This is a genomic window from Terriglobus tenax (genome assembly GCF_025685395.1).
Lineage (GTDB): Bacteria > Acidobacteriota > Terriglobia > Terriglobales > Acidobacteriaceae > Terriglobus > Terriglobus tenax.
Window position 1 is genome coordinate 418431 of sequence record NZ_JAGSYA010000004.1, and the last position, 12952, is coordinate 431382.

11 protein-coding genes are annotated in these 12952 nt (G+C 60.9%); 6 read left to right on the forward strand and 5 right to left on the reverse strand.

Features of this window, described 5'->3' with window-relative positions:
- The 6 genes from argC to OHL13_RS07360 all read left to right on the forward strand — a co-directional run bounded on the left by argC (position 1) and on the right by OHL13_RS07360 (position 6280).
- Positions 1–1086: an N-acetyl-gamma-glutamyl-phosphate reductase gene (gene argC, locus OHL13_RS07335; protein WP_263409480.1), complete on the forward strand. Its 1086-nt coding sequence runs from the start codon at positions 1–3 to the stop codon at positions 1084–1086.
- A complete protein-coding gene (gene argB, locus OHL13_RS07340; RefSeq protein ID WP_263409481.1) occupies positions 1083–1865 on the forward strand; it encodes an acetylglutamate kinase in 783 nt (260 codons plus the stop codon). Before argC ends, argB begins: the two co-directional genes overlap by 4 nt.
- A 27-nt stretch (positions 1866–1892) precedes the next feature.
- On the forward strand, positions 1893–3143 hold the full coding sequence (locus tag OHL13_RS07345; protein ID WP_263409482.1) for an aspartate aminotransferase family protein: 1251 nt from the start codon (positions 1893–1895) through the stop codon (positions 3141–3143).
- A complete protein-coding gene (argF, locus tag OHL13_RS07350; RefSeq protein WP_263409483.1) occupies positions 3136–4200 on the forward strand; it encodes an ornithine carbamoyltransferase in 1065 nt (354 codons plus the stop codon). Before OHL13_RS07345 ends, argF begins: the two co-directional genes overlap by 8 nt.
- Positions 4201–4287: 87 nt before the next feature.
- On the forward strand, positions 4288–5688 hold the full coding sequence (gene argH / locus OHL13_RS07355) for an argininosuccinate lyase (protein ID WP_263411622.1): 1401 nt from the start codon (positions 4288–4290) through the stop codon (positions 5686–5688).
- Positions 5681–6280: a GNAT family N-acetyltransferase gene (locus tag OHL13_RS07360; protein WP_263409484.1), complete on the forward strand. Its 600-nt coding sequence runs from the start codon at positions 5681–5683 to the stop codon at positions 6278–6280. The genes argH and OHL13_RS07360 overlap by 8 nt, the downstream gene beginning before the upstream one ends.
- A 10-nt stretch (positions 6281–6290) precedes the next feature.
- On the opposite strand, the gene OHL13_RS07365 is transcribed toward OHL13_RS07360, so the two are convergent.
- The 5 genes from OHL13_RS07365 to OHL13_RS07385 all read right to left on the reverse strand — a co-directional run bounded on the left by OHL13_RS07365 (position 6291) and on the right by OHL13_RS07385 (position 12895).
- Positions 6291–7082, reverse strand: coding sequence for an ABC transporter ATP-binding protein (locus OHL13_RS07365; protein ID WP_263409485.1), 792 nt, complete (start codon positions 7080–7082; stop codon positions 6291–6293).
- A gap of 144 nt (positions 7083–7226) precedes the next feature.
- A complete protein-coding gene (gene mqnE / locus OHL13_RS07370) occupies positions 7227–8378 on the reverse strand; it encodes an aminofutalosine synthase MqnE (protein ID WP_263409486.1) in 1152 nt (383 codons plus the stop codon).
- A gap of 33 nt (positions 8379–8411) precedes the next feature.
- A complete protein-coding gene (locus OHL13_RS07375; RefSeq protein ID WP_263409487.1) occupies positions 8412–10415 on the reverse strand; it encodes a beta propeller repeat protein in 2004 nt (667 codons plus the stop codon).
- Between the two features lie 75 nt (positions 10416–10490).
- Positions 10491–12095, reverse strand: a complete 1605-nt coding sequence (locus OHL13_RS07380) for an OmpA family protein (protein ID WP_263409488.1) — start codon at positions 12093–12095, stop codon at positions 10491–10493.
- Positions 12096–12277: 182 nt separating this feature from the next.
- Positions 12278–12895: an NADH-quinone oxidoreductase subunit B gene (locus tag OHL13_RS07385; protein ID WP_263409489.1), complete on the reverse strand. Its 618-nt coding sequence runs from the start codon at positions 12893–12895 to the stop codon at positions 12278–12280.
- Positions 12896–12952: the final 57 nt, after the last annotated feature.

Below are 12952 nucleotides of genomic sequence, written 5' to 3' on the forward strand. Positions count from 1 at the left end.
ATGACGACGGCGACAGAGACAAAGACGGAGACAGTGGCAACGACGGGCGGCGTTCGCACGGCGGTGGCCGGTGTAAGCGGCTATGCCGGTGGCGAACTGGCGCGGCTTCTGCTGCGGCACCCCCGCCTGCAGGAAGCAAAGCCCATCTTTATTGGCCGCGAGGCCACCATGCTGAGTGACCTGCAACCGCATCTTTATGCGTTCGACGAGCAGGAGCACCCGGTTGTTCCCTACCCTTCCTGGAGCGAACTGAAAGCCGCGGGTGTCGAGATTGTCTTCCTGGCGACTCCGCATGAGCAGTCGCGCGAGTGGGTTCCCTCGCTGCTGGAAGCCGGTCTGCGAGTGATTGATCTGAGCGGAGCGTGGCGCCTGAAGGAAGCCACCAACCGTGCTGTCTACAAGCTGCAGGACGCGGACACCGCGGTTGCCGCAAAGCTGGACGAGGAAGCCGTCTTTGGTTGCCCGGAGCTGCACCATGACGCCATTCGCGCGGCGCGCCTGGTGGCCAACCCCGGATGCTATGCGACCAGCATCATCCTGGCGCTGAAGCCCCTGGCTGCCGCCGGACTGATCGACCTGGATCGCGGCATTGTGTGCGACGCCAAGAGCGGCGTCAGCGGTGCGGGCAAAGCTCCCACCGCGAAGACGCACTTCATGTACGCGGCGGACAACCTGAGCGCGTATGCAGTCTTTGGCCACCGGCACACGGGCGAGATTCTGGAGCAGGTCGGTCTTCCGGCCGAGACGTTGCAGTTTACGCCGCACCTGCTGCCGATTCCCCGCGGCATCCTGTCCACGATGTACCTGCGGCTGAACCGGAAGATGGAAAAGGCCGAGGTCGAGCAGATCTTCCGCAGCTTCTACGCTGGACATCCGCTGGTGCGGGTGCATAAGGCCGGAAACCTGCCGCAGATTCAGTACATCGTACGAACAAACTACTGCGATCTTGGATTTGAGTTGGCGGCCGACGGACAGCGCATGGTTCTGGTGAGCTGCCTGGACAACCTGTTGAAGGGCGCGGCCGGACAGGCCGTGGAAAACATGAACGTGATGTGCGGCTGGAACGAAGAGGAGGGCCTGCTGTGAAATTTGTCGTAAAGCTGGGTGGCGCTGGCCTGGAAAATGAAAAGCTGCGCATGGATTGCGCTCGCGCAATCGTGGAGTTGGCCAAGGATGGCCACCAGGTGGCCGTGGTGCATGGCGGCGGCGTGCAGTTGACCAAGACGCTGGCCGCTATGGGCAAGAAGAGCGAGTTCATCCATGGACTGCGTGTGACCGACGCGGAGACCCGCGATGCCGCGCTCATGGTTCTGGCCGGACGCGTGAACAAGTCCCTGGTTGCCGCCCTGGGACAGCTTGGCCAGCAGGCTGTTGGTCTGGCCGGCGGCGACGGCAACGTCTTCCGCGCGCGCAAGAAGAAGACCAACCCGGACCTTGGCTTTGTAGGCGAAATCGCCGCGACCGATCCCAAGTGGCTGGAAGCCATCTGGAAAATGGATGCCATCCCTGTTATCTCATCCATTGCTTTAGGTTTTGACGGTGAGTACTACAACGTAAACGCCGATGAGATGGCATCGGCCGCAGCCATTGCAACCAAGGCCGATGCTCTTGTCTTCCTGACCGACGTGCCCGGCGTGAAGGGTGCGGACGGAGCCGTGATGCGATGGCTGTCGCTCAAGGAGATTCCGCAGCTGGAAAAGAGCCAGGTGATCTCCGGCGGCATGTTGCCCAAGCTGAAGGCGTGCAAGGATGCCCTGCTGGGCGGTGTGAAGCGTGTGCGAATTTTGCCGGCTGAGGCAGCGAGTGTGCTCCCGGACATCGTCAATTCTCGTGTGAATGACGGTACGGAAGTGATGGTGGCGTAGATGAACAACCCCGAAGGAGTGACGGAAATGGACCTTGCATCGATTCAGGCGGCTGAGAAGAAGTTCCTGCTTGAGACCTACGAGCGCAATCCCGTGATGTTTGTCAGCGGCAAGGGCGTTTATCTGCGCGACAGCGAAGGCAACGACTACCTGGACCTGTTGAGCGGTATCGGCGTCTCGGCGCTGGGTTATGCTCATCCGGCCATTGAGGCTGCCATCGCCGAACAGTCGAAGAAGCTGCTGCATACCTCGAACCTCTTCTTCCACGAGGGCACGGCGACGCTGGCGCTGAAGCTGACGGAGATCACCGGGATGGACCGGGTCTTCTTCTGCAACTCCGGCACCGAGGCCTGGGAAGCCGCTCTGAAGCTGGCACGCGCCCACGCCGGCCTGCTGCGCAGCGAAGGTAAGCAGATTGGAACGAAGTTCCTGGCGCTGGAGCACAGCTTCCATGGCCGCACCATGGGTTCGGTTGCCACCACGCACAAGGACAAGTACCGCGAGCCCTTCATGCCGGTGATGCCGGATGTCGAGTTTGTCCGGTTCAACGACATTGAAGACCTGAAGGCGAAGTTCTCGAACGACGTCTGCGGCATCTGCCTTGAAGTCCTGCAGGGCGAGGGTGGCATTCATCCGGTCTCGAAGGAGTTCTTCGCGGCTGCACGCGAGCTGTGCGACTCGACCGGGGCCCTGCTGATGGCCGACGAGATCCAGAGCGGCATGGGACGTACCGGCAAGTGGACGGCTTACCAGCACTTCGGCATCCAGCCGGACATCACCACACTGGCCAAGCCGCTGGCGGGCGGCCTACCTATGGGAGCGATGCTCGCGAAGGAAGAGGCGGCACGCGCCATGAAGCCTGGCCTGCACGGCACCACCTTCGGTGGTGGCCCGCTGGTCTGCGCTGTGGCTGCCGCTGTCATCGAGGAGATCGAGAAGTCGAACCTGCTGGAGCATGTCACCAACATCGGCGATTATTTCCTGGAGCAGTTGAACGCCTTGGCTGCGAAGCATCCGGAAATCATCTCGGTCCGTGGAATCGGTATGATGGTCGGCGCGGAGATTAACGATGCGGAGCTCGCCAAGGAAGTGGCGAAGCAGATGATGGAACGCCGCATCCTGATCAACCGCACCAGTGAGACGGTTCTGCGGTTCCTGCCGCCGTTCCTGATCGAAAAGAAGCACGTCAACATTGCAGTCAGTGCTCTTGACGAGATTTTGAGGCAGACCAAGGAAGCCCGCACTCCGGTGCTGGCCGGCGAGGCCACCCATGGATAGCAAGACCATCGTCATGAGCCCAAGAAGTGAGGGAGCACCAGTGCCAAAAGTATCGTTAGGAATCCAGAGCGACAGCGCATTCAGCGAGGCCGCCAAGCGTTTGAAGGGCCGCGATCTGTGTTCGATCGCCGACCTGACCGTGGAAGAGATGGCCGCCATCATGGAGCTGGCGCACGCCGTCAAAAACAATCCGGATGACTTCAAGACCGCGCTTGAAAACAAGCAGATGGTGCTCTTCTTTGAAAAGGCATCCCTGCGCACGCGCCTTACCTTTGAAGCAGCCATCAACACGATGGGCGGCAACGCCATCTTCGTGGACCAGACGCAGAGCCCGCTGGGCGAACGCGAGAGCCTGGCCGACATGGCGCACAATGTGGAGCGCTGGATGAACGTGATGGTGCTGCGTACCTACTCGCACGACACCATCACCGAGATGGCTGCCTGCTCCAAGGTGCCTGTCATCAATGCTCTGTCGGACTACGAACATCCCTGCCAGGCGCTTGCAGACTTTCTGACCCTGGAAGAGAAGTTCTCCACCTGCGAGGGGCTGAAGTTCACCTACGTGGGCGATGGCAACAATGTGTGCCATTCGCTGATGCTGGCGGCTGCTCAGCTTGGCGCGCACTGCACCGTGGCGACACCGAAGAACTACGGACCGAAGCTGGACGTGATCCACAAGGCGATTGAGATAGCCGAGCAGACCGGCGGCAGCATCACACTGACGCAGGACGCGGTGAAGGCTGTTGCCGGGGCCGACGCGGTGTATACCGACGTCTGCACCTCCATGGGCTTTGAGCACGAGGCCACCAAGCGCGCTCCAATCTTCAAGCCCTTCCAGGTAAACGAAGAGCTGATGTCGCACGCCAACGATCAGGCCGTATTCATGCACTGCCTGCCCGCCCACCGCAATGCCGAGGTGACCGATGCCGTGCTGGACGGGCCGCAGTCGATCGTCTTTGACCAGGCGGAGAACCGTATGCACGCGCAGAAGGCCATCCTGCTGATGCTGCTGGGCGGTGCCAAGCGTATCCCCAAGGCCAAGAAGCGTTTCGTCTAACATCTAAGACAGACGCCGTATCACACCAGGACGCCGGCACGAGTGCCGGCGTCCGCATTGAAGAACGAAAGAGGTTGGAACGTGAAAATGTGGTCTGGGCGGTTTCGTGAGCCGCTCAATCGCGACTTCGAGCAGTGGCAGCGGTCATTTCCTTTTGACTGGCGCCTGATTCCGCAGGAGATTCGTGCCTCCTCGGCCCATGCGAAGACGATCGCCGCCGCCGGCATTCTGACGGATGCCGAACTGAGCGAGATCCTCGGCGGATTGGAGCGCATTGGCAAGGACTTTGCCGCTGGGACGCTCGATCTCACCTCTGAGACTCCCGAGGATGTCCACCACTTTGTCGAACTGGAGCTGACAAAGCACATTGGCACGCTGGCGCTGAAGCTGCACACCGGCCGCTCGCGCAATGAGCAGATTGCCACCGACCTTCGCCTGTTCGTCCGCGATGCGATTGACCAGGCGCTGACGGATCTGGCGGCATGGGCCAATGCCCTGCTGGATCTTGCGGCCAAGGCCGGAACGGCTGTGATGCCCGGCTATACCCACCTGCAACGGGCTGAGCCTGTTCTCGTAGCGCACTGGCTGCAGGCCTATGTCCAGATGATTCTGCGGGACGCTTCGCGCTTTGCTGACGCACGCAAACGCATGAATTTCTGCCCGCTGGGCTCAGGCGCGATCGCCGGAGCCACGCTGGCTCTGGATCGCAGCATCGCATCCGAGGCGCTGGGCTTTGATGCTCCCACGGCCAACAGCATGGACGCAACCAGCGACCGCGACTTTGCGCTGGAGTTCTCACAGTGCGCCGCTGCGCTGGGGCTGCACCTGTCGCGCTTCGCGGAAGAGATCACACTGTACGCCACGCAGGAGTTCGGTTTTATCGAGTTGCCTGAGGCGTTCTCGACCGGCTCCTCGGCCATGCCGCAGAAGAAAAACCCTGACCTGACTGAGCTGCTGCGCGGTAAGAGCGGGCGCCTGCTGGGTGCGGCGACGACCTTTGCGACCATCATCAAGGGGCTTCCGCTGGCCTACAACAAGGACATGCAGGAGACGCAGGAGGCCACCTTTGAGGTGGCCGGGACACTGGCCGGCATGCTGCCGCTGATGGCTCCGTTTACCGCCGCACTGGAGTTCCGGTTTGACCGGATGCAGGCGGCGGCCTCCAATGGCTACCTGAACGCAATGGCGGCGGCAACCTACCTGGTGCACAAGGGAGTTCCGTTCCGCAAGGCTCATGAGAAGATTGGCAATGCCGTCCGTTATGCTTTAGATAAGGGCTGTGAGCTGAACGACCTGACCCTGGACGAGATGAAGCAATTCGGCGAGGAGTTCGGAGTGGACTTTCACGAAGCGATTACCCTGCGTGCCACGGTGGACTGCCATGATGTGATTGGCGGTACGGCGACGGTACAGGTGGCTGCGTCACTGGCACTGGCGCGGGAAAAGGTCGCGGCCCTGACTTCGCTCGGGGAGCAGGTGCATGTCTAGCGTCATCAGTGAATCGACGGTGTCGACGCGTCCGCGCGTCAATGGCGCACAGGTGCGTAAGGCGCGCCTGCAGGATGCGAACAACATCTATGACATCGTCAATTCGCTCTCGGGCGACGGCACGCTGCTGCGTCGCACCTATGCCGAAATCTGCGAGAACGTTCGCGACTTTGTTGTAGCCGAGAGCGAGAGCGGCGTATTCCTGGGCTGCGGAGCCCTGCACCTCTACGGTCCGCACCTGGCGGAGGTCCGCTCCATCGTTGTAAAGCCGGAAGCCAAGGGACAGGGCGCGGGCGGGCGCATTCTTCGCGCGCTGCTGGAAGAGGCGGACGAGCACGGCGTACCCTCGGTATGCCTGTTCACCCGCATCCCGGACTTCTTTTTTCACTTCGGCTTTCGCATCACCATGGACCGCGCGGCCCTGCCGGACAAGATCTATAAGGACTGCCAGAACTGCCCGCGCCTGCAGGCATGCGATGAGGTTGCCATGGTTCGCGGACCGATCCCGCGGGTAGCCGTTCTGGGGCCTCGCCATGTTCCAAGCTCAGACCTTGTGCCGATCCAGATTCCGTTCAGCGGCGAAAAGCACTAGATTGTCAGGGCTAGACCATGGTGTAGAAGCCGTTGCGCTCCATCAGCTCGACCTCGGTCTCGAAGAGTTCCGACAGCCGTGCGCCGGTAAGGAGTTCTGATTTCGGGCCATCGGCAACGATGCGGCCGTCACGCATCATGATGACGCGTTCGATCTCCGGCAGAATATCTTCAATGTGGTGCGTGATGAGCAGGATGCCGGTTCCCTGCTGCGCCAGCCGACGCAGCGTGGTACGCAGGCTGCGCTGCGATGCGATGTCCAGAGCGTTCGAAGGCTCATCGAGCATCACCATCTCATTCGAACGCACAAGCGCCCGCGCGATCATCACGCGGCGCTGCTGGCCGGCAGACATCTGCCCGACGAACTTCTTTTCCAGGTACTCGGCTTCAACCAGCTGAAGCGCTTTGCGGGCCTGCTCGTACATCTCGTCTGTAATGGTGAGGTTGGGCCACAGCGTGGAGCTCGAAAAGAAGCCGGAAACCACCGCATCCAGACCCGTCGTCTTGAGCGTAGGCTTGCCAGGCAGCTCCGGTGCAACCACGCCAAGGCGTCGGCGAAGCTCCTGCAGGTCCCAGCGCTCCCGTCCGAAGATGCGCACCCGCATCCCGGGTTCCACCAACGGATAGATTTCGCAGGTCATCGTCTTAATGAGCGTGGACTTGCCACAGCCATTGGGTCCAAGAATGACAACGTTTTCGCCCGGGCGAATGCTGAGGTTGATGTCGTGCAGTACACGGCTGCTGCCGCGCGCGACGTTCACATGCTCGAACAGGAGAAAGGGCTCAACGTTTGCTTCAACCATCACAGCTTCAGCATATCGTTCGTGAGACGACATATGCCTTATGCAGGATGAAGAAGTCCTTATGGCTGAACGGACGTTGCGCAAAACAGAGCAGCGAAGCAGATCTCTCTGCTTCGCTGCGAGATGACAAGGAAAAATAGCGGGCTAGACGGCGATGGTGAAGCTGTCTTCGCTGCGCGTGACGGCGCGGTACATGGTGTCGCGCTCGAAAGGAACGCGGCCAGCCTCGCGAATCAAGCGCTCCAGGTCGGCGCGGCGCATGCCCTGCGGCGTAGTGGCTCCGGCTTCGTGGTAGATCTTCTCTTCCACCACGGTGCCGTCAATGTCGTCCGCACCAAAGCGAAGAGCGATCTGCGCCATCTTCGGCGTGACCATCTGCCAGTAGCTCTTGATATGCGGGAAGTTGTCCAGCAGCAGACGGCCTACCGCGATCTGGCGGATATCCAGCATGCCGGTGGTGCGCGGAATATGGCCAAGCGGCGTATTGTCCGGGTGAAAGGCCAGAGGAATGAAGGTCTGGAAGCCGCCGGTGTCATCCTGCACGGCGCGCAGGCGCAGGATGTGATCGACGCGGTCTTCCTCGTTCTCAATATGGCCGTAGAGCATGGTGGCGTTCGAGCGCAGGCCGGCCTTGTGGGCCATGCGTGCGGTCTCAAGCCACTCCCCGCCATCGATTTTATGATCGCAGATGATGTGGCGCACGCGGTCGGCAAAGATCTCGGCTCCGCCACCGGGGCAGGAGTCGACGCCAGCAGCCTTCATGCGCTCCAGCACCTCGGGAATGGTCATCTTGCCGCGCTTGGCCAGGAAGGCGACCTCCACCATGGTGAAAGCCTTGATGTGAACCTTGGGGAAGCGCTCCTTCAGGCCGCTGACCAGGTCCATGAAGTATTCAAAGGGCAGGTCGGGGTGCAGACCACCGACGATATGGAACTCGGTTACGGCTTCGGAATAGCCGCGACCGGCAGCCTCCCACGCCTCTTCCAGAGCCATGGTGTAGGTGCCTTCCATCCCCTTCTTGAGACCGAAGGCGCACAGACGGCAGCTAGCCACACATACATTGGTGGGATTGATATGGCGATTGACATTGAAGTAGGCAATATCGCCATGCAGCTTCTCGCGCACATAGTTGGCCAGCCAGCCAACAGCAAGAATGTCGCCGCTGCGGTAGAGGGCGAGCCCATCCTCGTAGTCCAGGCGCGTGCCGGAGAGAACCTTATCGGCAATGGGTTCAAGACGTGGGTCGTCGGTCTGAAAGGCGTGTTGCGACCGCGAGGAGATGGAGGTGACTGTCATCGCACCTCCTATTCTAATCCTCGCGACGGGTAGTTACTTCAGCGTAGATTCCACCATGCGCGGCTGTACGACAATTCCGTCGTACAAGGTCGCTCCCACCAGATGGTCGCCCACCGGACGCACAAGGCGGAGGTGCCAGCCCGTGTCCCAGAAGCTGACATGATCATCCGAAAGACGGACGGCATAGGTGAGCGTGGTGGCGCTGTTGGCCGTGATTAGCATGCGTTTGCCAGCGTCGTCGTAGAAGATACTGTTGACGTCGGCAAGGCGAAGATCGCCAATGCTCTGCCAGCTTGTGCCGGTATTCGAGCGGAAGATTCCTTCACGTCCACCGGCCCAGATGCGCCCCTTGTCATCCGTCGAAATAGAGGCGATCTGCGTCAGGTTCGGGAACGTTGTATCAGTCCACTGCTGCGTTGCCGGGTTCAGATAAGCGATGCGATGCAGACCGGCGACCACCACGTAGCCTCCGGGAGCAGCACCGGAGTAGCGGAAGTCATCGCCGGTGAGAGGCGTCATCAGCCAGGTGTTGCCGGAGTCATTGCTCTGCAGCACTCCCAGCGTCGTGGTGGCGTACATCGTGTTGCCAGAGCGGACAATCGAAGAGACAGGAGCATCCAGCACGCGGGCGGAGCCAGCGGGGCGAACGGCAACCGGGCGCCGCACAGGAACAGGCCGCTTGCCTTTGACGGCCTTCGCCGGTGCTGCTGGAGGAGCCGTACGTACGGCCGCTGTGCCCGCAATCGTGCTGCTGGGCAGCCACACAACTCCCTGCAGCCGGAAGATGCCATGCGAGGTTCCGGCGACGATGGTGCCATCCGGAGCCTGCGCAAGCGCCAGGACATCCAGGCCGTTCAGGCCGGAGCTGAGCTGGTACCAGGTTAGACCACCGTTGGCGCTGCTGAAGACCCCGCCGGAATCCTTGTCATTGATAAGACCAATGTAAAGCTTTGCGGGATTCGCAGAGTCGCCCACATATGCCGTCACCTGGCGGGCGGCAAAACCGGAGTTTGAAGGACGAAAAGAGAAACCGCCGTCATCGCTGACCAGAACGCCGCTTCGGTCGGTTGCCAGCAGCACGTGATCCGGATTCTCCGCATCGACAAAGACATCGTTCACGATGGTCGAGGGGTCGGTGGTCCGGCGCCAGGTCGTTCCACCGTCAGCAGTACGCCACAGGCCTTCTGTCGTACCGGCATAGACGGTTTCAAGATGCTTGGGATCCTGCATCAGCACGCGCGTGCGACGCGCGGTGGAAGGGATCCCCTGAATCTTGGTGAAGCTGTCGCCACCGTTGCCACTCTTGTAGATGCCTGAGCAGGCGCTGGCATAGACGGTCGACGGCGAGGTCGGATGGACGATGATGGAGAAAACGTCCGAGTCGTCGATGATGCCCTGCTTGATGTTCTTCCAGTGCTTGCCACCGTCGGTCGTCTTCCAGGGCAGATGCCATGTACCTGCGTAGATCGCGTTCGGATCCTTGGGGTCGATGGCGATGGACTCGACTTCATGCAGCTCCGTGCTGCCAACCGGGCTGATCTGCGACCAGGTCAGACCGGTGTCATGGCTCAGGAAGACGCCTTCCAGCGTTCCGGCAACGAGCGTATTCGGATCAGAGGGAGCAGCGGACAAGGAGCGAATCGACTGCCCATGCAGCGCCGGAACCTCGGTCCATGATTTCCCCGCGTCGCGGCTGATATAGAAACCGCCGTCCGTGCTGCCCAACACCCATGCACCGGCAAAAAGAACATTCGGCTGCGCCGCGTCGACAACGATGTTGTCGATCACCAGGTCATCGCGATTGCTGAGCCGCGCCAGGCGCTTCCAGGTGCGCCCACCGTCGTGGCTGTCATACATCCAGCCGACAGCCGTACCCAGGTACACATGCTTGTGGTCATGCGGATCCGCGGCAAGAGCGCGCGCGTCACCGCCGTCCGGGCCAAAGGGGAACCAGTTGACAGCACGCAGACTTGCAGATGCGAGAAGCGGAAGGGCGAATGCGGCAACGCGGATCAGTCCGCCAAAGGACTTTCTCATTAACTTATTTTCTCTTAGATACACCAAGGGCTGACTGGTGAATACCAGTCAGCCCTTGGCCGTTACAGGGTTGAGTTACTTCTTCTTCGCGTGGTGCTTCACAACCGGCTTCACCGGTTCGGTGACTTCGGTCAGACCATCGGTCGAGAAGGTAGCGCCGGCCGGGATGAGGGTCGTGGTGACCGTCTTACCGTCGGTGGTGGAGCTGTAGGTAGCAACGCGGGAAGCGTCGATGCCCTTCTCCTTCACCAGGTACTCCTTCGCGTTCAGAGCACGCTCAGAAGCCAGCTTCTCGCCCTTCTTCTCCTTGGAGGCGGCCGAACCGGCCAGAGCAACCTTGGCATCGGACGAACGCTGCAGGTTCAGAGCCACGTCGTCGAGGCAGGCCTTGCCCTCGTTGTCAACGCGGGTCGGACGCTTCTTGTCGCGCTCGAAGTTCACCGAGCACAGGCTCGAGGTCTTCGGAGCCGGCGGCGGCGGCGGAGCGATTACGCTGACCGTGGTGGTAGCGGCAGCGGTCTGGCCCTTGTCGTCAACCACGTTGCAGGTGACGGTGACGGTGCCAGGCGCGGCGCCTGCGGTGCTCAGAGTGGCGGAGGATCCGCTACCCGAGACCGAACCAGCGGTCGAGCTGTAGCTGTAGGTCAGAGGACGGTTCTGCGGGCTGACGCCGTTAGCCGTGATGGTCGCCGACTCGCCAGGACGAACGCTGGACGGGCTGGCCGAGCAGCTGATGGTCGGCGGCTCGAAGGCCTTGACGGTAAAGGGAGCTGAGCAGTCGGCAAACTGGCCGGCCTTCTTGCCCTCTTCCACATGACCCTTGACGGTGTAGCTGCCGGGGTTCAGGGTCTTGGTGTCAACGTTCGCAGTGCTGGAGGTACCGGAAACGGTGCCACCATCGCTGGTCCAGCTGTAGGTCGCGGTCTTCTTCGGGTTCAGGTTCGCGGCAGTGCCGGTCACCGTGACGGGGTCACCCGGGAAAACAGTCGAAGGCGAAGCGACGCAGGAGTAGGTAACCGGCGGCGGCGGGATGATGCTGCCGATGTGCCACAGGATACCGGTGCTCAGCTGAGCAGCGCTCAGGTTCGCGCGGCCGCCCATTGCACCATTCGTCGGAGGCGCGGTGTACGGTCCGAAGTTGGCGTGCACATACTGGTAGTCAGCCTGGAACAGGCGGATACCCAGTTTGTGATTGAACAGAGGGGTGTCATAGTCCATACCACCGCCAGCCGTCAGGGCAACGCCCCACTGGTAGGGATTGTGGTAGAACGGGGTGCCACTGTTGTTGGGTCCACCCAGCTTGGCGGCGCCGACCAGACCGTGGCCGAAGACCGTAAAGCTGCTTGCAGGGTAGCGGAAGATCGGACCGGCCGAAATGGTGTAAAGCCCGTCGTTCTTGCCATCGGGATGGGCTGCGAAAACGACCTCACCGCCGACATACTTGTTGAAGTAGTAGGCGCCGCTGCCGATCGCACCCAGATCAATCGAGGTGTACTGGATGTTGGCCGGCTTCAGCGGGCTATGCGTACCGAAGTACGAGTAACCCAAGAAAACGTCGGCGCGCGACGGGTTGGGCTCCGCCGGGGCGGCCGTCTGCGCCTGCAGCCCGGTGACCCCAAGGCTGACAGCGCAGGCAGCGAGTAGAAGTCTACCGATACTGCGAACTGGGCTTTCGAACATTTATTTCCTCCGCGAATACTTGCTGTTGTGGCCTGAGCTCAATGCTTACTGTCTCAGTGGCTTACGAATTCCCCCAAAAGTGTAGCGCACCTAAGTTCCAGTCCATCTACAAAATCCGGGCGGTACTCAACTTACTACCCCGCCTTGCTGTGCTTTCCAGCGACAGCATGCGGGATTTTTCGTCAGGCGAGGTTCAACGCCTTCTTCAGCGATCCCCTCTCCTTTTGAATTTTTTCCTGCAGCAGGGTGATGGCATAAATCAGCTGCTCAGGACGCGGTGGGCATCCTGGAACATAGACGTCCACCGGAATAACCTGGTTAACACCCTGCATCAGCGCATAGTTGTTGAACACGCCACCTGAAGTTGCGCAGGCACCCATCGAGATGACCCACTTGGGCTCAGGCATCTGCTCATACAGGCGGCGGATAACCGGCGCCATCTTCTGCGAAACACGGCCGGCGATCACCATCAGGTCGCTCTGGCGGGGCGAGGGGCGGAACACTTCGGCGCCGAAACGGGCGATGTCATACCGCGATCCCCCCATGGACATCATTTCGATGGCGCAGCAGGCCAGACCGAAGGTCATCGGCCATACCGAGTTCTTACGAACCCAGTTGATGGCTGCATCCATGGACGCCAGAACCACACCTTCCGGCTGGTCATAGCCCCAGGAGACCTCCTCAAGCTTGTCGCGATTCTTGCCGAAGCTGTCCAGGTTGCCAAACAGATAACGGTCGTTCTTCTGCGGCCCATTCATAGGGCGGCCATTGCTCGAGGATTCCTGCGCTGGAGTGCTCATACTCTCAATATATCGAACGAACTACGCAGATTGGACTACGCAGATGGGATTGCTGAC

Excerpts from the sequence above, each read along its gene's own strand:
- OHL13_RS07360 (WP_263409484.1), top strand. The coding sequence starts at position 5,681 with ATGTCTAGCGTCATCAGTGAATCGACGGTGTCGACGCGTCCGCGCGTC.
- argH (WP_263411622.1), top strand. The coding sequence starts at position 4,288 with ATGTGGTCTGGGCGGTTTCGTGAGCCGCTCAATCGCGACTTCGAGCAG.
- OHL13_RS07375 (WP_263409487.1), bottom strand. The coding sequence starts at position 10,415 with ATGAGAAAGTCCTTTGGCGGACTGATCCGCGTTGCCGCATTCGCCCTT.
- argC (WP_263409480.1), top strand. The coding sequence starts at position 1 with ATGACGACGGCGACAGAGACAAAGACGGAGACAGTGGCAACGACGGGC.
- OHL13_RS07365 (WP_263409485.1), bottom strand. The coding sequence starts at position 7,082 with ATGGTTGAAGCAAACGTTGAGCCCTTTCTCCTGTTCGAGCATGTGAAC.
- OHL13_RS07385 (WP_263409489.1), bottom strand. The coding sequence starts at position 12,895 with ATGAGCACTCCAGCGCAGGAATCCTCGAGCAATGGCCGCCCTATGAAT.
- OHL13_RS07380 (WP_263409488.1), bottom strand. The coding sequence starts at position 12,095 with ATGTTCGAAAGCCCAGTTCGCAGTATCGGTAGACTTCTACTCGCTGCC.
- mqnE (WP_263409486.1), bottom strand. The coding sequence starts at position 8,378 with ATGACAGTCACCTCCATCTCCTCGCGGTCGCAACACGCCTTTCAGACC.
- argF (WP_263409483.1), top strand. The coding sequence starts at position 3,136 with ATGGATAGCAAGACCATCGTCATGAGCCCAAGAAGTGAGGGAGCACCA.
- OHL13_RS07345 (WP_263409482.1), top strand. The coding sequence starts at position 1,893 with ATGGACCTTGCATCGATTCAGGCGGCTGAGAAGAAGTTCCTGCTTGAG.